Raw genomic sequence first — 21,572 nt, 5'->3', positions numbered from 1 at the left:
GGTCAGGAGCAGGCCGGTCAGGAGCAGGCCGGTCAGGAGCAGGCCGGTCAGGAGCAGGCCGGTCAGGAGCAGGCCGGGGACGACGATGAGGGCGGGAGCGCGTCGGCGAGCCCGGGGGTGACCGCGTGGCGGTTCGCCGAGCTGGCCCGGTCACGCGTGCTGCTGGAACTCCTCGGCGAGCGGCTGCCCGCTCCCGCGCTGCCCGAGGCCGCGACGGAGCGTGCGGCGTACGAGGCGTACGTCCGCCTTCGCGATCGGTCGTCGCCGTCCCCGACCGGCTTCTCGCCGGAGGAGGCGCAGGCCCTGCGCACGGCGCGCGACGAGTGGCGTCTGGCGTGCGCACTGCTCGCCGGGGCGAGCGGCGGCGCGGCCGAGTACGCCGCACTGCGGCTGGGCCGTCCGATCGAGTTCGAGGAACTGCGCGCCCTGCTGAGCGCACGTCCGTCTCCGCCCGGATGACCGAGCTCGGCGTCAGTTGCACGTAATTCCCTATACTTCCCTATCAAGCCATGACATCATGCATCTTGAAGGAAGTTAGGGAAGGACAAGCGAAGAATGATCTCTCAGCAGCCGTACACCGTCGAACAGGTGGCCGCCCTGCTCGATCTGCACCCGAAGACCGTGCGGGGCTACGTGCGTGACGGGCGGCTCAAGGCGGTCCGTGTCGGCAAGCAGTACCGCATCACCCGGGAGGACCTCGACGCGTTCGCCGGGTACCCGGTCGCGCCGCCCGCCGCCGAGACCGTCCGGCGCACCCGGCACACCGAGGTGTCCACCGTCGTGCGCATCGACGCGGTCAGCCCCGAGACGATGAGCCGGATCAGCACCCTGGGCCTGGCCTCGGTCGGCGGCCGCGAGGGCGGACAGCGCCTGCAGGTGCAGACCGAGTACGACGAGGAGCGCGCGGTCATGCGGATCGTCATGATCGGCGGCCTCGCCGACACCACCGAGCTGCTGAGGATCATCCAAGTGCTGATCGAGGAGGGGCAGTGAACACCACGTACACCTCAGCCGTCTACACCTCCGAGGAGGGGGCCCGCGCCGTCGAGCAGGAGTACCGGTACTACCTGGAGCGGTGGCCGGTGCCCAATGAGCAGGTGCACGTGCCGACCCGCGAGGGCGACACGTTCGTGGTCGCCTGCGGGCCGGCGGACGCGCCGCCGCTGGTGCTGCTGCACGGCTCCGGCGCCAACAGCTCGTCCTGGATCGGCGACGTCGGCGCCTGGTCACGCCACTTCCGGCTGTACGCGGTGGACATGATCGGCGAGCCCGGTCTCAGCGCCCCGTCCCGGCCGCCGCTGGCGTCCGGCGCGTACGAGAACTGGCTGGACGATGTGCTGGACGGCCTCGGCCTCGCGCGGGTGAGCATGGTGGGCATCTCACTCGGCGGCTGGATGGCCTCCCGGTACGCGAGCCACCGGCCCGGGCGGGTGGAGCGCATGGCGCTGCTGTGCCCGGGCGGCATCGGCCGGCAGAAGTACCAGGCGCTGCTGATCTGGCTGCTGCTGCGCCCGTTCGGCCGGTGGGGACGACGCGTCTCCATGCGCGCGGCGCTCGGCCCGATGGAGCCCCCGTCGACTCCGGAGGCCCGCAGGTTCGCCGACTACTTCATGCTGGTGTCCGAGAACGTCAAGTACCGGCAGGAGCCGCTTCCGGTGCTGGACGACGCGGGTCTGCGCCGGCTCACCATGCCGATGCTGGTGCTCCTCGGCGGGCGCGACGGGCTGCTCGACTCCGCCGGCACGCAGCGGCGGCTGCGCGCGGCGGCCCCGCACGCGCGCATCGACCTGCGGCCGGAGGTCGGGCACCTGATCGTCGGGCGGACGCGGCAGATCCTCGACTTCCTCCGCGAGGACGCCGCGACCCCCGACCCGGCGCCGGAAGGCGCCGGAGAAGCCGTCTGACCCGCCGGGGCCGGGTCAGTGGCAGGGGTCGCGGTAGGGCTCGACGCCAGGGAAGGAGGCGTGCCATTCGGCCGGGGTGAGGGTGCGGCCGGCGCGGGCGCAGACGGCGGCGGCCATCCGGGCGGGGTCGACCGGGATCTCGTGCAGAACGCCGGAGTCCTCGATGGTGTGCAGCACCGCGCCGCCGGAGCCGAAGCCCGCCGAGACGAACCACGACGCGTCCTCGGCGGGGAGAGGGACGCCGAGTTTCCGGATGGTCGCGACGTCCACGAACTGGACCTCCTCGCCGACCGCGGCGAGGACGTCCCCGCGAGGGGAGAAGACGAGGTCGCGGGGTGACATGCCCTTGAGCACAGGGCCGCGCCGTGCGCCCGTGCGAACGTCCCAGAAGCTCAGGCCGCCGGAGGACGCGAAGGCCAGGGTGGTCCCGTCCGGGCTGAACGCGAGGACGACCTGCGAGTCGCGGGCGGGGCCGAGGGAAGGGCCGGTCTGCCGGCCGGTGGCCACGTCGAGCAGCCGGTTGGACGGGCCCCGGGTCTGGGCGACCGTCGTGGTGCCCGGGCGGAAGACGACGCCGGCGTTGTCGTCCAGGTCGATGGACCTGCCCCAGCGGCCGTGGCGGACGTCCCAGATCATGAGCCGGCCGCGGGCCTGCTCGTCGTCGCCCGTGGGCGTTCTCGCGCCGATGGCCAGGAGCGCCCCGTCGGGGCTCATGGCCAGGGAGTGCGGATACCAGTCCTGGGGCACCGGGACCTGGGCGATCTGCGCCTGCCGCTCGGTGTCCCACAGGCGTACGGTCTCGCCGTTGCCGTCTCCGGCGAAGGCGAACGTCCGCCCGTCGGCGCTGAACGCCGGCTCGGCCGGAAGCGTCACGTCGTACGCGCCGGTCAGCCGGATGGGCCGTCCCGCCGGGCGGCCGGCGGGGTCGCGGAGCACCAGCGACCGCGCGTTTTCGGCCTGGGTGATCAGCAGGCGGCCGTCCGGGCTGTACAGCGCCGCCTGCGGCGCCGCGCCGGGGAGGCGGGCGGGGGTGAGCAGGCCGGCCACGTCCACGTCCACCACCGTGCCGCCGGCGAGGAAGCGCAGGGTGGGGCCGTCGAAGCCGGCCCCTTCGACGGTCCCGTTGTAGGTCAGCAGTGTGCGGGCGTCGGCGACCCGGATGAGCCGGACGTTCTTCTCGCCGCCGGCCAGAAGCAACCGGCCGTCGGGGCTGAACCGCATCCGGCCGTTGGGCCAGTCCCAGCCGAGATAGGGCTGGTGCGGGAGCGATCGGCCGGTGCGGACGTCGACGAGGGTGATCGCCGAGTGGGTGCCGCAGGCCAGGGTGCGCCCGTCGGGGCTGAACGCGACCGCCGTCGCGGTCGTGCCCGCGCAGCCGTCGGCGTCGTGCCAGCGCGCGACGGGCTCACCGCTCGGCAGCCGCAGGAGGGCGAAGCGCTCCGGATCGGAGATGAGCGAGACGGCGGCCAGGTCACCGGCGGGGGTGAAGGCCGTGTCCACGATCGGCGCGGACACTTTTTCGCCGTCGAGGGTGGCGCCGGTGCGCATGTCCCACAGCACGGCGCCCTGGCCTTCGCGGACCGTCAGCCACCGGTCGCTCAGGCCGAAGGAGATGTCGTTGAAGTTCTGCTGTGCGACGAGTTCGTACCGGGCCGTGGGCCGCCGGCGGACGGTGTCCCACACCTGGACGGTGCCGCCGGCCACGATGGCCAGCCGGCGGCCGTCGGGGCTGAGGGCGGCGTCGCGGAACGCCTGGCCGCCGATCTTGACGTCGTCCCATCCGTCGACGCGGCGGCCGGTGCGCGGGTCGTAGACGCGCACGCCCCGTGGGGAGACGCTGAACAGCCGGCGCCCGTCCAGGGTGATCCGCCGCACGGTGTCGCCCGCTGTGTCGGGGTCGGTGAAGGCGGCGCGTTCCCGCTGCGCCCACGCGTTGTGCAGCGTGGCCCGGGTGCCGGGCAGGTCGGCGAGCCGCCAGGCGGCCACGCTGAGCAGCATGGCGCGCACCGGGTCGGTGGTCCGTATGGTGTCGGCCTCGGCGGCGACCTTGCCGGCCATCGCCTCGGCCAGCCGGGCGGCGAGCATCTCGCGTTGCGCCGTGACGGTCCGGGCCTGCTGGACGGCGATCGCGCCGCCGGTCAGGGCGAGGACGAGCAGGGTGGCCAGGGCGGCGGTGAGCAGGCGGCGCCGCCGGACGCGGTCGCGGACGGCGGCGTCGCAGGCGGCGAGGAAGTCGCGTTCGAGCCCGCTGAGGGTGAGGTGGCGCCGACCGGTGGCCGCCCAGCTCAGCGCGGCCGCGAGGCGGCTGCCCTGGAAGACGTCGGCCTCGCGGCGTCCGTGGTCGTTCCAGTGCCGTGCCGCGGAGTTGATCGTCTCGTGTACGGGCAGGCCGTCGCGCTCGTCGCCGACCCACGAGCGAAGCCGCGGCCAGGCCTGGATGAGCGCGGGACGCGACAGCCGGACCTCGTCCCCCCGGGTGGTCAGCAGGTAGGAGAAGACGTCCAGGACGCGGTCCAGCGCCGCCGCCTCCTGCGGAGTGCGCCCGTCGAGGAGTTCGCCGCGCGACAGGCTCCGCATGGTGATCTGGCCGGCGTCGCCGACGCCGACCAACCTGAGGAACACGTCCGGGACCAGGCCGCGTTCGGCGGCGTCGAGGAACCCGTAGGCCTCCTCCGCGAGCGTGCCGAGCGCGGGGTCGGTGATCGTATCGCGCCCGAGCATCCCCGCTTCCGCGCTGGCCAGGGTGAGGAGCTCGGCCTGGCTGCCGTGGAATCCGGTGAGCAGGCCGAGCAGCAACTCGCGTGCGCTGGGGCGGGCCTGCGGATCCTTCGACAGCGCCGCGGCGACCAGCGGGCGCAGCCGGTCGGGCAGGTTCCGCAGGTCGGGGTCGGTGGCCAGCACCCGGTGCATGACCGCGCCGAGGCTCTCCGCCCGGAACGGGTCGTCGCCGTTGGCGGCGTACACCACGATGGCGCCCCAGGAGAAGACGTCGGCGGGCGCGCCGGCGCGTTCTCCGGTGAAGACCTCCGGCGCCATGTAGGTGGGGGTGCCGGTGACCAGGCCGGTGGCGGTGAGCGACATCTCCAGGGTGCGGGCGATGCCGAAGTCGATGACGCGGGGGCCGTCCGGGCCGAGCAGGACGTTGTCGGGCTTGAGGTCGCGGTGGACGACGCCGGCGTCGTGGATGGCGGTCAGCGCGGTGGCCACGGCGGTGGCCAGCCGGTACAGGTCGTCTCCGGCGAAGCGCCGCCCGCCCGAGACGGCCCTGCGCAGGCTGGGGCCCGGGATGTACTCGCTGACGATGTACGGCTTGGCGGCCTCCAGGTCGACGGCGAGCACCCGGGCGGTGCAGAAGGAGGCGACGCGTCGCGCGGCGACGGCCTCCTTGCCGAAGCGTGAGCGCAGGTCGGGGTCGCCGGCCGCGTCGGCGTGCAGCACCTTGACCGCCACCCGGGCGCCCTCGGCGTCGTACGCCTCGTACACCACGCCCTGGCCCCCGGCGCCGAGGCGCCCGGCCAGCCAGTAGTCCCCTAACCGCGCCGGATCCCCCGCCGTCAGCGCCGCCGCCACCATTCCGGTCACCCCGCAAGATCGTACGCACTCGTCTGCTTAGATGCCGGGCGCACACCAGAAGTTGCGGCTCATCACGTCCACACGGGGCCGGTCGGCCGAATGCCACTCCCGGTCAGGCCAGGGTAGGGCCCGAGCAGCGATCTCTGAGGGCTCGGAGGCGCTGACTCCGGACGGCGGCAGCGTGCCGGGGATGGCGTACGGCGCCCGGCCGGTCGGGCGCCTGCCGGGCGGCGGGCGGTCAGGGGCGGCGGCCCACGCCGCTCGCGAACTCGCCGACCCGGGCCGGCCCACCGGCATGGGGTGCCAGCGGCGGGGTCTCCATGCCGGCGCCGGTGCGCAGGCCCGCCAGCAGCTCGCCGACGGCCTCCAGCGCGGTGTGGCGCGGACGCCAGCCGAGGACGGTGCGCGCCCGCGTGGTGTCCATGAGCGGGATCCGCAGCGCCATCTCCACCAGCCCCGGCGAGGCCGGGGTCAGCCGCAGGTGCCACGCCGCCGCCACTGCCGTCCTGGCGAGCTGCGCCGAGACCGGCACCAGGCGCGCGTCGAGCATTCTGGCCAGGGCGGCGGAGTCGAGCACCGGCTCGGCGGCGAGGTTGAAGGCGCCGAAGACCGAGCGGGTGACGGCGAGCCGGTAGGCCTCGCCCGCGTCGGCGGAGTGCAGGGCCTGGACCCGCAGGCCGGGCACGTCCGGCACGATCGGCACCCGGCCGGAGCGCAGGAGCCGCCCCGGCAGGAACGGGCCGGCGAACAGGCGGCGCTGCTCGCCGGCCGACTCGCGCTTGAAGATGAAGCCCGGGCGCATCCGTACCACGCGGATGCTCGGGTGGTCGTTCTCGAAGACGTCCAGCACCCGCTCCAGGTAGGCCTTCTCGCGGGAGTAGGCCGCGCCGGGCCAGCCGTGCGTCGGCCAGCTCTCGTCCACCGGGGCGTCCTTGGGCCCCGGCGAGTACGCGCCGACCGAGGAGGCGTGCACCAGGATGGACACGCCCGCCTCGGCGACGGCGCGGAAGACCCGCATGCCGCCCAGGACGTTGGCCCGCCAGGTGAGCACCGGGTTGCGGGTGGGCTGGAACAGCCAGGCGAGGTTCACCACCGCGTCGGCGCCGGAGAAGATGCCGGTGAGATCGCTCGTGCCGATGTCGGCCGAACGCCACTCGGTGCGGCCGGGGCCTTGCCCGGGGAAGGACGAGCGGCGGGCGGGAAGCCTGCGGGCGATCCCGACGATCGATGTGACGTCAGGATCGGACTCCAGCGCGGAGACCACGCTCGTGCCCACGTTGCCCGTCGCACCGACCACGATGACTCTCATACGACGCTGCTGCCCCACGGCTGTGCGCCGAAACGCGAGTAGACGCGATCATTTGACCGGGTTGGGACACACCTTTGACCAGGTTGGGTCAGACCTTGCCAGAGCCCGTCCCCGGCCACCCCCGCCTTCGTCGTACGCGGGAACCTTCCCGCCGCTCGTCCTCCCCCATCCACCGGAGGGCCCGTCCGGCCACGCGCCGCGGACCACCGTCCGCACGCGCCACTAGAGCGGAATTGCTGGAACACCTGACCTGCCCTCGTCACCCCGTCCACGAGACCGGACCTGCCCGTGGCACGGCAGGGGGTCAGAGCGTGGAACGGCCGGTGATCAGGTCCCGGATGCGGTCCACCAGGCCCGCGCCGGGGGCCAGCAGCTTGTTGGCCGGGGGGTGGTGCGGCGCGCCAGGGTGCGGACGGGTCGGGGCGATCTTCTTCATCGCCGTGACCTTCTTCCCCAGGTCGTGCAGTTCCTCGGCGTCGGCGTACTTCACCAGCTCGGGGAACAGCTCGGCCTCCTCCTCCCGGATGTGCTGCCGGACGGTGGTCATGAAGTCGTCGAGCAGTCCCTCGAAGGCCGGGTCGGTGACATCGGCCCCCTCCAGCTGCTTCATCAGGCGCTCGGCGTGGACGTGCTCGGCGATCTCCCGGTCGGCCAGCCGGTCGCCGTCCGGCAGGAACTTCCGGGCGGCCGGATAGAGGTAGGCCTCCTCCGCCACCGAGTGCCGCACCAGCTCGGTGATCACCTTCTCGGTCAGCTCTCTGCGGAGATCGTCGTCACGCTTCTCCCGCAGAGCCTCGAGCTCCGCGAAGATCTCCTCGACCTCCCGGTGGTCGGTGGTGAGGACGGTGATGACGTCACCGCCATGTTTGATCATTTCTGCTCCTTACACTGCGAGGTGCGATGCGTCCGGCCCCGTTACCCGCAGAGGCCTACGGAAAACCACTCGCGCCCCATGCCCTCCGGCCTGACCGGAGGCGAGGCGGGGCGGATGCCGCCGTGCTCCCGGCTCCGCCCCGGCAACGCCTCGCGTGCGGGACCTGTCGCGCCGCTCGCCCGGGTCACTCGCCGAAGCGGTGCTCCCGTCCCAGGCCGAGCGCCTCGGCCATCTCCCCGATGTTGCGGAACTCGCCGTCCGGCAGCCGCCGCAGGGTCTCGCGTACGGAGTCCGGCATGGCGAGGTTGCTCTCGGCGCGCGCGAGGATCTCCTCGCGCCCGGCCGGGTAGTGGACGTCGGTCAGCCACCTGGCCAGGTTGCTGCGCTGGTCCACGTCGCTCTGCGTCATGCCCGGCGCCACTCCCGGCTCGTGGCCGGGCGGGTAGCCGTGGGCGCGCATGTCCTGTTCGGCGTCCCGCACCGGCTCCGGCTCCCTCCACTCCTCCGCGTGGCCCACTCCACCACCGCGGATCAGGCCGCTGGTTTCGTGCTTGATCTCCTCGTCGAGACGGCGACCGTGCTTGTCGCTGCCGCGTTCCATGGCCATCGGCGTCTCCTTTCACTGGGACCGCAGCATGTACCCCACCGCGGGTGAGTAAACCGCCATTCGCGCCACAGATCACGCCGAGTATGCCGCTGACCTGCGGCGGGCTCCGCGCGGCCCTGGACGGCGGCCCGGTGGAAAGAAATTCGGTAAACGATAATCGACCGTTTTCCAGGATATTCGCGCGGCCGGCCGGCCTTCTTATCGGCCCGCCCGCCGGGGAAGTCGAATATGCCGTCGTAAGCGGGGTAGCGGGGCTTGGCAAGCGAAAAGGCGAAGCGTCAATCCCTTCTGGAGGGGTCATGGACACCATCCACACCCGGCATTCGCACGGCGCACGGACCGCACGTCGCAGCCCCATGCAGACCGCCTCGCTCGTGGTGGGGGTCGTGTTCCTGGTCGTCGGCGTGCTCGGCTTCGTGCCGGGCGTGACGTCGAACGTGGACCAGCTCCAGTTCGCCGGCCACCAGTCCGACGCGATGCTCCTCGGCGTCTTCGAGGTGTCGGTGCTGCACAACATCGTCCACCTGCTCTTCGGTGTCGCCGGCATCGCGCTCGCCCGCACCTGGCAGGGCGCCCGGTCCTTCCTGCTCGGCGGTGGCGCCGTCTACCTGGTCCTGTGGCTGTACGGCATGCTGATCGGCCACGACACCGCGGCCAACTTCGTGCCGCTGAACAGCGCCGACAACTGGCTGCACCTGCTCCTCGGCGCCGGCATGATCGCCCTCGGCCTGCTGCTCGGCCGCCGCGCCGTCACCGAACGGCTCTGACGCCCCCACGGGGACGCGACCGACGTAAGCCGGATGGCGGGCCGGCCGGTCATCCCGGCCGGCCCGCCGCCGTGGACAGCGGGACGGTGTACGGCGAACGCCGACGCCTTCCTATGGCGAGACCCCGGCCAACCCGTGGTCACCGGCCCCGGACGGGTGATGCCTGCACCGCGTACAGGGCGTCAGTGGGGGGCGCGGCGGGCTCCGCCGGTCCGGGAGAGGAGTCCGGCCAGGACGGCGGCCTGACTGTGCTCGACGTCCCTGGTGGCGGTGAGCAGGGTCACCGTCCCGTGCCGGGTCAGCTCGGTGAGCCGGTCGAGGGCGCGCCGGCGGGCGGGGTCGTCCAGCTCGGCCAGGTAGCGGCTGCGGAAGCCCTCGAACCGCTCCGGCCGGTGGCCGTACCAGACACGCAGCTGGTCGGACGGCGCGACGTCTTTCAGCCACTCGTCCAGGCGCGCTTCGTCCTTGGCCAGCCCGCGCGGCCAGAGGCGGTCGACGAGCACGCGCGTGCCGTCGTCCGATGATGGTTCGTCATAGATGCGGCGCAGTCGTACGGACATCTACGCCCTCCCCTCGCCGGTGGCTGAGACGGCCCGCCCAACCACTGGTTATAGGAGATATGCCCGTTTCATTGACCGTCACCCCGATGGCCGGCCCCTGCCCGGCGCCGCGGGGAGGAGCCCGGGCCGCCCGCCGATGATCCGCGCAGCACGACCTCCGGGGCCCGGTTGCCGAGGTCCAGGAACATGCGCACGTCGTCGAAGCGTTCCCGGCCGACCGCGATCACGTTGGGCAGCCGGCCCCATTCGCGAAAGCCCAGCTCCTCGTACAGTTCGATGGCGCCGTGGTTGTTGCCGCGCGCCCCGAGCGTCAGGATCTCCAGACCGGCGGCGCGCGCGTTCGCGATCAGCCCGTCGACCACCAGGCGGCCGAGGCCGAGACCGCGGGCCGACGGGTGCGCCATCACCTTGCCGACCTCGGCGGAGTGCGCGAAGACCGGGGCGAGCGACCGCCGCCACATGCCCATGGCCGAGACCACGCCGTCCACCCGCGCGAGGGCCAGGGCGGCGTCCCCGGCGCGGACCCCGGCCAGCACCTCGTCCAGGAACCGGTCGGTCTCGTCGCGGCCGGGCGGGGCGAGGTGGCCGACGGCGCCACCGGCACGGACGACCGCGTGGATCACGCGGTGGACCTGCGCGCGCAGGACGTCATCGGCCGCCGACGGCCAGGTCAGCTCGATGTGTGCGGACACGACTGTGCATTATGCCCGCCCGTCGCACGTCGTCCGCGCACCGCCCCCGATGCCCTCCGCCACGGCGTGCGGGGGTCAGGTCGGGCGGGCGTCGAGGACGAGGTCGAGGCGGTCGCCGTAGGCCGCGAGGAGCAGGCGGGCCTCGTCGGGGTCGAGGCCGCGCCGGATCATCACCACGGCCGTCTTCACCTCGTGTCCCGCCTCCTCCAGCGCCCGGAGCGCCCGCGTCCCGTCCGCGCCGGTGATGTCGGCCACGATGCGCGCGGCGCGGGCCACGAGCTTGGTGTTGCTCGCCGACACCTCGACCATGTAGTTCCCGAACGTCCGGCCACACTTGATCATGGAGATGGTCGAGATCATGTTGAGCACGAGCTTCTGCGCCGTGCCGGCCTTCAGGCGGGTGGAACCGGCCACCACCTCGGGGCCGACGACGACCTCGATGGCGTGGTCGGCCGCCTCCGACAGCGGGGTGCCGGTGTTGCACGACAGTCCGACGGTGAGCGCGCCCAGGCGGCGGGCATGCGTCACCGCGGCGACCACGTACGGCGCCCGGCCGCTGGCCGACAGGCCCACGACGCTGTCCCGCGGGCCGACGCCGTGCTCGCCGATGGCCGCCGCGCCCGCCTCCGCGTCGTCCTCGGCGCCCTCCACCGATCGGGTGAGGGCGGGCGGGCCGCCGGCGATGACGCCGACCACGGTGCCGGGGTCGGTGCCGAACGTCGGCGGGCACTCGGAGGCGTCCAGCACGGCGAGCCGGCCGGAGGTGCCGGCGCCCACGTAGAGCAGCCGCCCGCCGTCCCGCATCCGGGCGACGATGCCGTCGATCGCCGCGGAGATCTCCGGGATCCGCCGCGCGACCGCGGCCGGCACGGTGGAGTCGGCCGCGTTCATCAGGCGGGCGATCTCCTCGGTGGGCAGGCGGTCGATCTGGCGGTACGCCGGATCGCTCAGCTCCGTGGTGGCCGGCGTCGCGGTCGGTCGCATCATCTCTCCTCATCTCGCGGGGACGGTCGTGGCCGGTCCGCCGGCCGCACGCGGCGGACGGCCGAGTGCGGCCGAAGGTTGTCCGGTGATCCGCCGCCCGTCCCGGCGGACGGGGCGGGCTCGGCCGGTGGCCGGCCGGGCGCGGTCAGCCGAGGTCGCGCCGGTAGAGCCAGAAGACCCGCTCCACCCGCGCGCCCACGGCTCTGGCGTAGAACCGGATCGGGGCCACCCAGCCGATCTGGACGCTGGTCAGGCCGGCGGCCGCCTGTTCGGCGAGGCAGCGCCGCAGCAGGACCCTGCCGACGCCGAGCCCGCGGGCGGCCTCGGCGGTGCCCATGGGGCCGAACCACGCCGGCCGGGACCCCCAGGCGGCGAAGCCGATGATCTCGCCGTCCCGGCTCGCGTAGTGGCAGCCGGTGGCCTGCTCGGCCTCCCAGGCCCAGTTGCCGTTCCAGACGCGGCGGGCGAACGCGGCGACCTCGGCCCGCTCGCCGGGCGGCGCCGCGTGCAGCGTCACCCCGGCCGCGGCCAGCCGCTCGCGCTCTTGTCGCTCCTCGCCGTCCCCCCGGTCACCGGCGGCCGCGGGCAGGTCGGCGGTCATGTTGAAGGCCGCGCGGTACCGCTCGTAGCCGAGGCTCTCGGCCAGGCAGACGGCGGGGGTGTACCGCACGTCGATGCCCGGCCAGGCGTAGCAGGGCGGGTTCCCGGCCAGCCGTACCTCGCGCGCGCCCTGGTCGCGTAGCCAGTCCTCGGCGGCGCGCAGCAGGTCCCGGCCGAGGCCACGTCCCTGCGCCGCGGGGTGTACGGCGAGCAGGTCGACGTGACCCGCGTCCCCGGTAGCCGACAGGGAGGCGAACACGACCCCGTCCAGGCCGGCCGTGGTGAGCGCCGTCCACACGCGCTCCTGGGGCGGGGCCGCGAGCCGGGACACCAGGGCCGCCGCCTCGCCGGCGTCGTGGACCAGCGCGTCCCGGGCGAGCTCCCCGAGGACGGGGAGGTCGGCGGGCCGCACCGGCCGTACGGCGGCCGACTCGCCGCCGTCCGCCCCGGTCGGCGCGACACCGGCCGGCGTGGCACCGGCCGCCGTACCCGGAACGCCTCGGCCTGTCGGGGCGGAGGTGGCGGGACGGTCGCGGGCGGGGCCGGGTGCGGCGGTCACGCGACGGCCTCCACCGGGATGACCGCGCGCCGCTGCGGGTGGAAGCAGGCGTGCTCGTGACTGCTGTCCTGGCACCCGGCCAGGACCGGGAGCTCCTTCTCGCACCGCTCGGTGCGGAACGGGCACCTGCGGGCGAACAGGCAGCCCTCGTCGGCATGCCGCTCGTCCAGCGCCTCGGTCGGCACGACGCGCTCGCGCCCGGGGCGCTCCAGCCCGTGCAGGACGGGGATCGCCGACAGCAGCGCCTGCGTGTAGGGGTGGACGGGCTCGTGGATGACGCTCTCGGTGAGGCCCCGCTCCACGACCTGCCCCCGGTAGAGCACGTACAGCTCCCCAGCGTCGCCGATGTAGCGCGCGGTGGCGATGTCATGGGTGATGAACAGCAGGCTCACGCCGAGCCGCTCGCGCAGGTCCTTCAGCAGGGCGAGGATGCTCAGCCGCATGGACACGTCGATCATGGACACCGACTCGTCGGCGACCAGCATCTCGGGGTCGACGGTGAGCGCGCGGGCGATGACCACCCGCTGGCGCATGCCGCCGGACAGCTGGTGCGGATAGCGGCCGAGGACGTACCCGGGGTCGATGCCCACCAGGGACAGCAGCTCGCCGGCCCGCTGGTCGATCCACGAGCCGGGCCTGCCGGTCTGCCGGGCGCGCAGTTCGAGCGGGGCGCGCAGGGTCTGGTGGATGGTCCGCGTCGGGTTGAGCGCCGAGTACGGGTCCTGGTGGATGAGCTGGATCCTGCGGAAGTACGGCCGGCGTCTGCGCGGGCTGAGCGGGGTCATCGGGGTGCCGTCGATGACGATCTCGCCGGAGTCGTGGGTCTCCAGCCCGGCGATGATCCGGCCGAGGGTGGTCTTGCCGCACCCGGACTCGCCGATGAACGAGACCGCTCCGCCTCTGGGGACGGCGAAGTCGACGCCGCGCAGCGCGCGCACCTCGCGGCTGCCGAGGACGTCGCCGCGCTGCTTGTAGGTCTTGGTGATGCCGGTGCCGGTGATCACGGCTGCTCCTTCCGGCCGTCGAGGGGCGGGGCGGCCGCGGTGGCGTGGCAGGCCACGGTACGGCCGTGCGTGGTCACCGGCGGCGGGGCCACGGTGGCGCAGACGTCCATGCGGACCGGGCAGCGTTCCTGGAAGACGCAGCCCTGCTTGGGGAGGGTGCCCAGGGTGGGCGGCCGGCCGGGCAGGGCGCTGGCCTTGGTGATGTCGCCGGACAGGCGCGGGATCGCCCTGATCAGGCCCTGGGTGTAGGGATGGGCGGGCGAGCCGAGGACCTCGGTGGTGCGGCCGTGCTCGACCACCTGCCCGCCGTACATGACGGCGAGATGGTCGGTGACCTCGGCCGCGACGCCCATGTCGTGGGTGATCATCAGAGTGGTCAGGCCGCGCTCCTTGTGGATCTCCCGGATGATGCGCAGGATCGTCGCCTGGGTGATCATGTCCAGCGCGGTGGTGGGCTCGTCCAGGATGACCAGCCGCGCGTTGAGCACCAGCGCGAGCATGATGCCGACCCGCTGGCGCATGCCGCCGGACAGCTCGTGCTGGTGGGAGTCCAGCACGCGGGCGCCGTCCAGGCCCATGCGGCCCAGCAGGTCCTTGGCGTCGCGCACCAGGGCGGCGAGGTCGGCCACCCCGTGTGAGCGGCCGAGGTCGAGCAACTGCTTGCCGATCGTCTTGAGCGGGTTCAGGGAGTTCTGCGCGGCCTGGAAGACGTACCCCAGGTGCCGGCCGCGCGCCCGGCGCAGCGGGTCGCCGTCGAGCCGCACGACGTCGCCGAGCCCGTCGATCTCGACGCTGCCGCTCGCGATGCGGCCGGGCGGCTGGACGGCGTTGAGCAGCGAGAGCGCCAGCGTCGACTTGCCGGAGCCGGACTCACCGACGATGCCGGTGATGGTGCCGGGGTCGACGGTCAGGCCGACCCCGCCGAGCGCGGGCAGCTCGCCGAGCGGGGTCTTGTACACGACGACCAGGTCGCGCACGCGTACCCCGGGCGGCGGAGGCGCCGCAGGGCCGGCCACCAGGTCGCCCTCCTCGGACGAGTGGGAGCCGGGCGAGCCGGAGGGCCCATGGGAGAGGGTGGTCACCGGTTACTCCTCACGCAGCCGCGGGTTGAAGATCTCGTCCATCGCGTCGACGACCAGCACGATGCCCAGAGTGAGCAGCAGGATGGCCAGCAGCGGGGCCAGCAGGTACGGCAGCGCGGCGGCGCTGGTGAGCGCCCCGCCGCCGAAGACCGCGAGGTTCAGCATCACGCCCCAGTTGTTGGAGTCGAACGGCAGCACGCCGAGGAAGAACAGCCCGACCTGGGCGTAGATCGCCCCGGTGACCGCGATGAGCATGTTCATCGCGATGTAGGGGGCCATGCTGGGCAGCAGCTCACGGCCGATGATGTGCGTGGTGGACAGCCCGAGCCCGCGTGCGGCCTCGATGAAGCCGCGCTCGCGCAGCGAGAGGGTCTGCGAGCGCACGGCCCGCGCGATGCCGCCCCAGCCGAGCAGGCCGAGCACCAGTCCCATCGCCAGCGGCCCCTGGAACTTCCACACGGTGGACAGCACCAGCAGCAGCGGCAGGCCGGGGATGGTGAGCTGCAGGTCGGTGAGCCGCATGAGCGCGGTGTCCCAGCGTCCCCGGTGGAAGCCGGCGAGCAGGCCGAGCAGCGTGCCGGCCGCGACGGTGATGACCGCGGTGACCAGGCCGGTGAGGATCACGTACCGGGCGCCGGTGACGACCAGGGCGAGCACGTCGGTGCCCTCGAAGTCGGTGCCGAACGGGTGGGCGAGGCTCGGCGGCGCGTACAGGGCGTTGTTGTCGCGCGGCAGGTGCGCCGGGTACAGCATCGGCCCGAACGCCGCCATCAGCAGGAACAGGGCGACGATGGCGACGCCCACCATCCGGCTGGGCTTGCGGCGCAGCACGCGCGCGACGCCGCGCCAGAAGTTGCGCCGCAGGGCCGCCCGGGTGCCGGACAGGCCGGGCTGCAGCTCGGTCTGCGGTACGGTCACGCTCATGCCGCGCCTCCCGTCCGCACCCGCGGGTCGATCACGGTGTAGAGCAGGTCGGCCGCGATGTTGGCGACGATGATGGCCACCGTGGTCACCAGGAACGTTCCTCCCATGAGCGCGTAGTCGCGGGCGCCGATGCTGTTGACCAGCAGCAGCCCGAGGCCGGGGTAGTTGAAGATCCGCTCGATGAAGATGGCGCCGCCGAACAGCATGCCGAGCGACAGCGCGAGGATCGTGAACAGCGGCAGGATGGCGTTGCGGGCGATGTAGCGGAACAGCACTCCCCTGGTGAGCCCGCGCAGCTCGGCGGCGAGGATGAAGTCGTCGCCGAGCACGGTGGCCACGCTGGACTTCATGGCCAGCACCCAGCCGCCGTAGCTCGCCAGCGCGTAGGTCAGCACCGGCAGGGTGGCGTGCTGGACGAGCGAGGCCAGGTAGCCGGCGTTGAGGCCGGGGACGTACTCGACGTCGACCGGGCCGCCCGGCGGGAGGATCGGCCACAGCGTCGTGAAGATGGCCAGCATGAGCAGCCCGATGACGTACTGCGGCACGCCGTGCAGCAGCGAGCCGGAGATCGACAGCAGGTCGCCGAGCTTGCCCGACCGCTTGATGCCGGCGTACACGCCGAGGGTGACGCCGAGCAGGAAGCTCAGCAGTGTGCCGCCGAGCACGGGCAGCACGGTCCACTTGGCCGCCGAGGCGAGCAGGGTGACCACCTCGGTGCCCGGCGTGCTGATCGACTGGCCGAGGTCGAGGTGGAGCAGCGCCTTGAGGTAGCCGGTGTACTGCTCCCACAGGGTGCCGGTGGGCAGGAACCCGTAGAGGGCGGCGGTGGCCCGCTGGGCCTCGTCCGGGGACATGCCCTTCTCGATCAGCTTCTCGTACTGGCCGAGCACCGGGTTGCCGGGGATGTTGCGGATGATCACGAAGCTGATGGTGGTGACCACCCAGATCATGACCAGGCCGCGGACGACGTGACCGCCGAGCCGCCGGGCCACCGCCCGGGTCTTCGGGGCGCGCTGGTTGGGCAGAGGCGTCATGGGCTACCTCTTCTTGATCATGCCGAGTTGCATCCACACTCCCGCGGGCAGGCGCAGCGCCTCGCTGCCGTCCGGCGGCCAGCCGGTGTAGCGGCTGGTGTTGATGAACTGGGTGTTGACGTAGTCGTAGATCTGGATCACCGGTAGTTGCTGATTGGTCACGGTGGCCAGCGTGCCGACGATGTTCTTCTGCTCCTGCGGCGTGGCGAGGTTGAGCCGGTTGGTCAGCTCGCCGGGGTCGATCCCGTCGATCTTCTCGGGGCCGCCCATCCAGTTGCCGTCCTTGCCGGGCGGGGAGTGGCTGAGCCGGCCGGCGAGCAGCGACCAGCCGTTGGCCGAGCCGTACAGCCGCTGGAAGATGTTGTAGGAGGAGGGGCCGAGCGCCATCAGCCAGAAGCCGACGTCGAACTTGCCCGCGGCCAGCTCGTCCAGGTAGAGCACGTAGTCCGCCGAGGTGGTCACGTTGGCGTCGATGCCGTGGTCGTTGAGCTGGCTGGTGATCGACTTGGCGGCGGCGACCCAGTCGGAGAACGACGCGGGCACGTGGAGCTCCACCTTCCACGGCTTTCCGTCCGGCATCCGCCAGGTGCCGCCCCGCTTGACCATGCCGGCGGCCTTCAGTTCGAGGTCGGCCTTGGCCGGGTCCACCTTGTAGGGGTTCAGCGTGGCGAGCCGCTCGCCCAGCCACGCCTTGGCCGAGTCGCCGTGGATGCCGGTCGTGGTGAGCGAGGGCGTCCCGGCCTCCGGTGAGGCGATCTTGGTGACCTGCGCCCGGTCGATGAGGTACGCCAGGGCCCGGCGCACGTGGACGTTGTCGTAGGGCTTGTGCGCCTGGTTGAACGCCATGGAAGCGGCCACCGGCGAGTACCCCCTGCGGACCGCGTTGCCGGGCGCGCTCTTGATGCGGCCCATGACGGCGGCGGGGACGGCGGTGAAGGGGGCGCTGTCCAGCTTGCCGGAGACCAGGTAGTTCCAGATCTGCTCGTTGCCGGTGTAGTTCAGCACCTTCACCTTGTCCGGCACGATCTTGGCGGCGTCGTAGAAGTACGGGTTGCGCCGCAGCAGCGCGGCGCCGGGGTTGATCCGTTCCAGGACGAAGGGCCCGGCCGAGACGTCCTGCGGCGGGGCGAAGGTGATGACCTTCTGCGTCAGCCCGGTGATCTCGGCCTTGGCCCGGTCGGCGGCCGGGCCGGTGCCCCGCGCGGCGGTCAGCGTGGCCCAGAAGCCGGCCGGGAGCAGCTTGCCGTAGACGTGGTCGGGGACGACGACCGTGGACAGCACGTTGCGCAGGAAGGTGTTGCTGCGGTTGGCCCCCTGGACCACCTTGATGGTCTTGGCGTCTACGACCTGGATGTCGGCCGCGGCGCCGGCCGCGCCCGCGTTGACGGTGTACGCGCTGCCGCCCTGGGTGTAGGCGAGCCCGATGGAGGTGCGGACGTCCTGGCTGGTCACGGGCTTTCCGTCCGACCAGCGGGCGTCCGGCCGCAGGTGCACGACGACCTCGCCCTGACCGGGCGTGGTGGTCCAGCTCTGGGCGATGCCCGGATAGAACTGGTTGGGATCGGTCAGGCTGTTCTTCGGCCAGGCCAGAGACATGGCGTCGTAGCCGACGAAGGTGCTCCCCTGCGGGTTGAACGGGTTGATCGGCGCCGTGGCGTCGATCTGCTTGGCGCCGTCGATCGTGGTGTAGACGCCACCCGGCCCTGCCGGGGCGGCGACCTGTCCGCAGGCCGCGGTTGCGGCGAGGGCCGCCAGGGCGGCGATCGCTGCGAGTCGCTTCATGAAGTGCTCTCCAGATCCCCGATCGCCGGGGCCGTACGCGCGTCAGGACAGGGGGGACAATTTTTTTCTTCCTTGCAGACTAGCATGAAGTTTCTCTTTACCAGCCCATCTACCTGCGCATACGTCCCCGAGGAGATCGCGGACATGGCGAAGGGCCCCGGCTTTCCGCCGAGGCCCTTGGATGTGTCGCGCTTTGCCGTGCCGTGGTCAGACCAGCCGGCCGACCCCTCCCACCGCGCCGGCTCCGCCCTCTGGAGCGAGCACCGGCTCCAGCTCGGGCCGCCACTCGTGCAACGGCACGACCCCGGGCTCGGCCAGCTGCAGGCCGTCGAAGAAGGCGCGCACCTGTTCGGGCGTGCGCGAGGTGACCCCCGGCGCGGCGGTGCGGGCGAAGACCTGCCGGCCCTCCTGGGCCCTGCCCTCGTCGATCTCGCCCACCGAGCCGTGCGAGATCACCAGGTGGCCGCCCGGCGTGAGCGCGGACCGCAGCGTGGTGACGATCTTGGCGGCCTCCCCGTCGTCGGGGATGAAGTGCAGGACGCCGAGCAGCAGGATCGCCACCGGCCGCGAGAAGTCCAGGTGCGCGCGGATCTCGTGCTGGTCGAGCAGCGCCTCGGTGTCGCGCAGGTCGGCGCCGACCGCGAGGACCCGGTCGTTCTCGGCGAGCAGCGCACGCGCGTGGGTCATCACGATCGGGTCGTTGTCGACGTAGACCACCCGCGACTCCGGCGCGAGATCCTGGGCGACCTGGTGCACGTTGCGCTGGGTCGGCAGTCCGGCCCCGATGTCGAGGAACTGGCGGACGCCCTGCCGGCTGAGATGGGTCACGGTGCGGATCAGGAACTCGCGGTTCTCCCTCGCGACCTGGCGCACGTTCGGCAGGATCTCGATGATCTTCTCGGCGGCGGCGCGGTCGGCGGCGAAGTTGTCCTTCCCGCCCAGGTAGTAGTCATAGATGCGCGCGACGCTCGGAATGGACGGATCCACGCCTGTCGGCACCATGTTCTCGCTCACGCCGCTCCCTCGCCGCTCACTCTCCTTCCCGATGGTAGCGATCTCCCTCACACTTCGCTTCCCCGGCGATATGGCCATATGGGGCCACAACCTCGCATCGGAGCCCCGACGGACCCCGCAGCCGTGCAAAAGCCGCGTATTTCCACCCGTGGGCGGACCTCACCACCCCGGACGGACACGCGAACGGGCCGCCGTCCAGGTGGAGAGGACGACGGCCCGATCAACAACTGGCGGCCCGATCAGGAGGTGGGCGATCAGCCGCCCAGCAGCGCGCGGACCCGGTCGGCGCCCACGGCGAGCAGCAGCGTCGGCAGCCGGGGCCCGGTGTCCCGCCCGACCAGCAGGGTGTACAGCAGGGCGAAGAACTCGCGCTGGGCGACCTTCAGCTCCGCCGTCGGCTTGGCGTCCGGCGCCAGCCCGGCCTGGACCTTCGGCACGCCGTACACCAGGGCGGTGAGGCCGTCGAGCGACCACTGCTCGTCGAGGCCGGCGAGCAGCAGGCGCAGCGACTCGCGCTCGCGCTCGCCGAGCGAGGACAGCAGCGCGGAGTCCGGCTCGTCGCGCACGCGGGTGCGCTGCTCGGCCGGAACCTGCGTGGTCACCCACCGCGCCGCCTTGTCCAGCCGCGGCCGGACCTCCTCCAGCGAGGTGATCGGGCTCTCCGGGTCGAGGTCGCTCAGGATGCGCAGGGTCTGCTCGTCGTGGCCGGTGGTCACGTCGACGATCGAGGCCAGCGTGCGGTAGGGCACCGGACGCGGCGTCGCGGCCAGCGGGCCGGAGGCCGTGCCGACCGCCCTGGTGTAGGCGGCGACATCGGCGGGCAGCGCCGTGTCGTCGCCGATCTTGCGCTCCAGGGCGTCCCACTCGTCGTACAGCCGCTGGATCTCCTGGTCGAAGGCGACCTTGAACGACTGGTTCGGCTTGCGCCGCGCGTACAGCCAGCGCAGCAGCGGCGCCTCCATGATCTCCAGGGCGTCGGCCGGGGTCGGCACCGCGCCCTTGGAACTGCTCATCTTGGCCATGCCGCTGATGCCGACGAAGGCGTACATCGGGCCGATCGGCCGCTCGCCGCCGAAGACCTCGCTGACGATGGGGGCGCCGACCGTCCAGGACGACCCCGGCGACTGGTGGTCGACGCCGGACGGCTCGAAGACCACCCCTTCGTACGCCCAGCGCATCGGCCAGTCGACCTTCCACACGAGCTTGCCCTGGTCGTGCTCCGACAGCAGCACGGTCTGCTCGTTGCCGCAGGAGCCGCAGGTGTAGGTCAGCTCGGTGGTCTCGTCGTCGTAGGCGGTCACCGTGGTGGTGTCGCGCTCGCACACCGAGCAGTACGGCTTGTACGGGTAGTAGCCGGTCGCGGCCGAGCCGTCGTCCTCCTCGGCGGCGCCCGAGCCCTGGGCCGCCGCCTCGGCCGCGGCGGCGTCGGCCTCGTCCAGCCCGCCCTGCCGCTTCGGCGCCTTGGCGGACTTGCCCTTGGTGCGGTAACGGCCGAGGATCTCGTCGATGCGCGCACGCTCCCGCATGGCGAGCAGGATCTGCTCGCGGTAGGCGCCGGAGGTGTACTGCTCGGTCTGGCTGATGCCGCGGAACTCCACGCCCAGCTCTGCCAGCGCGGCGATCATCGGCGCCTTGAAGTGCTCGGCCCAGTTGGGGTAGGTGCTGCCGGGCGGCGCGGGCACCGAGGTCAGCGGCTTGCCGATGTGCTCCGACCAGGAGGAGTCGACACCCGCGGGCACCTTGCGGAACCGGTCGTAGTCGTCCCAGGAGATGATGTGGACCACCTCGTGCCCGCGGCGCCTGATCTCGTCGGCGACCAGGTGGGGCGTCATGACCTCGCGCAGGTTGCCGAGGTGGATCGGGCCGGACGGGCTGAGGCCCGACGCGCAGACGATCGGTTTGCCGGGGGCACGGCGCTCCGCCTCGGCGATCACCTCGTCCGCGAACCGTGCGACCCAGTCGGCCTCGGCGCTCATACCCACGATCGGCACTTCCTTCCGTGAAAGCGTGACCCCACCATTGTCCCGGACCGCCGGAGTCACCGACGCCAGCCTCCCTTCCCGTGGCGCGGCGGCCCCCGCAAGGAGGAGGAGGGAGGTGAGGAACGAGCCCCGACGACGACCAAGGGCGCCGCCTCAAGCGTGCCACGAGCCACCGAGCAGAGCGAGGCAATAAAACACCGCTCGTGGCGCGGCGGTGGTCTAAGGAGGAGGGAGCGAGTGCGAGGAACGAGCGCTCGTGAACGACGACGAGGAGCGCCGCCTCAAAGGCGCGACGAGCACGCCGAGCGGAGCGAGGCCATT

19 protein-coding genes are annotated in these 21,572 nt (G+C 72.6%); 4 read left to right on the top strand and 15 right to left on the bottom strand.

Annotated elements, in window-relative coordinates:
- The 3 genes from IEY93_RS25105 to IEY93_RS25095 all read left to right on the top strand — a co-directional run.
- The coding region (locus tag IEY93_RS25105; RefSeq protein ID WP_229691449.1) for a hypothetical protein at window positions 1–459 on the top strand (459 nt) is incomplete at its 5' end.
- Between the two features lie 96 nt (window positions 460–555).
- The gene (locus IEY93_RS25100; RefSeq protein WP_307837556.1) at window positions 556–993 is read left to right on the top strand and encodes a helix-turn-helix domain-containing protein; all 438 of its coding nucleotides are present in this window, start codon (window positions 556–558) and stop codon (window positions 991–993) included.
- Complete coding sequence (locus tag IEY93_RS25095; protein WP_189165571.1) at window positions 990–1,904, top strand: alpha/beta fold hydrolase; 915 nt, start codon at window positions 990–992, stop codon at window positions 1,902–1,904. The genes IEY93_RS25100 and IEY93_RS25095 overlap by 4 nt, the downstream gene beginning before the upstream one ends.
- A 15-nt stretch (window positions 1,905–1,919) precedes the next feature.
- Here IEY93_RS25095 and IEY93_RS25090 read toward each other — a convergent pair whose 3' ends face one another.
- The 4 genes from IEY93_RS25090 to IEY93_RS25075 form a co-directional block, all read right to left on the bottom strand.
- On the bottom strand, window positions 1,920–5,477 hold the full coding sequence (locus IEY93_RS25090; protein WP_229691462.1) for a WD40 repeat domain-containing serine/threonine protein kinase: 3,558 nt from the start codon (window positions 5,475–5,477) through the stop codon (window positions 1,920–1,922).
- Between the two features lie 238 nt (window positions 5,478–5,715).
- A complete protein-coding gene (locus IEY93_RS25085; protein ID WP_189165569.1) occupies window positions 5,716–6,786 on the bottom strand; it encodes an NAD-dependent epimerase/dehydratase family protein in 1,071 nt (356 codons plus the stop codon).
- A 304-nt stretch (window positions 6,787–7,090) separates the two neighbouring features.
- The gene (locus tag IEY93_RS25080; RefSeq protein ID WP_203968107.1) at window positions 7,091–7,660 is read right to left on the bottom strand and encodes a hemerythrin domain-containing protein; all 570 of its coding nucleotides are present in this window, start codon (window positions 7,658–7,660) and stop codon (window positions 7,091–7,093) included.
- Window positions 7,661–7,844: 184 nt separating this feature from the next.
- Window positions 7,845–8,267 (bottom strand): DUF2795 domain-containing protein, encoded by a 423-nt coding sequence (locus IEY93_RS25075; protein ID WP_189165568.1) that lies wholly within the window; start codon window positions 8,265–8,267, stop codon window positions 7,845–7,847.
- A gap of 299 nt (window positions 8,268–8,566) precedes the next feature.
- Here IEY93_RS25075 and IEY93_RS25070 point away from each other — a divergent pair, with 299 nt between their 5' ends.
- Window positions 8,567–9,034, top strand: a complete 468-nt coding sequence (locus IEY93_RS25070) for a DUF4383 domain-containing protein (protein ID WP_189165567.1) — start codon at window positions 8,567–8,569, stop codon at window positions 9,032–9,034.
- A 182-nt stretch (window positions 9,035–9,216) separates the two neighbouring features.
- On the opposite strand, the gene IEY93_RS25065 is transcribed toward IEY93_RS25070, so the two are convergent.
- The 11 genes from IEY93_RS25065 to lysS form a co-directional block, all read right to left on the bottom strand.
- Window positions 9,217–9,594 (bottom strand): DUF488 domain-containing protein, encoded by a 378-nt coding sequence (locus tag IEY93_RS25065; protein ID WP_189165566.1) that lies wholly within the window; start codon window positions 9,592–9,594, stop codon window positions 9,217–9,219.
- Between the two features lie 68 nt (window positions 9,595–9,662).
- A complete protein-coding gene (locus tag IEY93_RS25060; protein ID WP_189165565.1) occupies window positions 9,663–10,286 on the bottom strand; it encodes a GNAT family N-acetyltransferase in 624 nt (207 codons plus the stop codon).
- Window positions 10,287–10,361: 75 nt separating this feature from the next.
- On the bottom strand, window positions 10,362–11,273 hold the full coding sequence (gene murQ / locus IEY93_RS25055; protein ID WP_189165564.1) for an N-acetylmuramic acid 6-phosphate etherase: 912 nt from the start codon (window positions 11,271–11,273) through the stop codon (window positions 10,362–10,364).
- A gap of 142 nt (window positions 11,274–11,415) precedes the next feature.
- The gene (locus IEY93_RS25050; RefSeq protein WP_229691448.1) at window positions 11,416–12,429 is read right to left on the bottom strand and encodes a GNAT family N-acetyltransferase; all 1,014 of its coding nucleotides are present in this window, start codon (window positions 12,427–12,429) and stop codon (window positions 11,416–11,418) included.
- On the bottom strand, window positions 12,426–13,433 hold the full coding sequence (locus tag IEY93_RS25045; protein WP_189165563.1) for an ABC transporter ATP-binding protein: 1,008 nt from the start codon (window positions 13,431–13,433) through the stop codon (window positions 12,426–12,428). Before IEY93_RS25045 ends, IEY93_RS25050 begins: the two co-directional genes overlap by 4 nt.
- Window positions 13,430–14,515, bottom strand: a complete 1,086-nt coding sequence (locus IEY93_RS25040; RefSeq protein ID WP_229691447.1) for an ABC transporter ATP-binding protein — start codon at window positions 14,513–14,515, stop codon at window positions 13,430–13,432. The genes IEY93_RS25045 and IEY93_RS25040 overlap by 4 nt, the downstream gene beginning before the upstream one ends.
- 3 nt (window positions 14,516–14,518) lie before the next feature.
- Window positions 14,519–15,439, bottom strand: a complete 921-nt coding sequence (locus tag IEY93_RS25035) for an ABC transporter permease (RefSeq protein ID WP_189165562.1) — start codon at window positions 15,437–15,439, stop codon at window positions 14,519–14,521.
- Window positions 15,436–16,473 (bottom strand): ABC transporter permease, encoded by a 1,038-nt coding sequence (locus IEY93_RS25030; RefSeq protein ID WP_189165561.1) that lies wholly within the window; start codon window positions 16,471–16,473, stop codon window positions 15,436–15,438. The genes IEY93_RS25035 and IEY93_RS25030 overlap by 4 nt, the downstream gene beginning before the upstream one ends.
- Before the next feature lie 3 nt (window positions 16,474–16,476).
- Window positions 16,477–18,255: an ABC transporter substrate-binding protein gene (locus tag IEY93_RS25025; protein ID WP_189165560.1), complete on the bottom strand. Its 1,779-nt coding sequence runs from the start codon at window positions 18,253–18,255 to the stop codon at window positions 16,477–16,479.
- Between the two features lie 207 nt (window positions 18,256–18,462).
- Window positions 18,463–19,269, bottom strand: a complete 807-nt coding sequence (locus IEY93_RS25020; RefSeq protein WP_229691446.1) for an SAM-dependent methyltransferase — start codon at window positions 19,267–19,269, stop codon at window positions 18,463–18,465.
- A gap of 254 nt (window positions 19,270–19,523) precedes the next feature.
- Window positions 19,524–21,245 carry a lysine--tRNA ligase gene (gene lysS, locus IEY93_RS25015; RefSeq protein ID WP_189165629.1) on the bottom strand — a complete coding sequence of 574 codons (1,722 nt, stop codon included), beginning with the start codon at window positions 21,243–21,245 and terminating at the stop codon, window positions 19,524–19,526.
- Window positions 21,246–21,572: the final 327 nt, after the last annotated feature.

This window comes from Sphaerisporangium melleum, from assembly GCF_014646695.1.
GTDB lineage: Bacteria > Actinomycetota > Actinomycetes > Streptosporangiales > Streptosporangiaceae > Sphaerisporangium > Sphaerisporangium melleum.
Note: the sequence above shows the minus strand (reverse complement) of the source record. Positions and strands in the feature narration are given on the sequence as shown.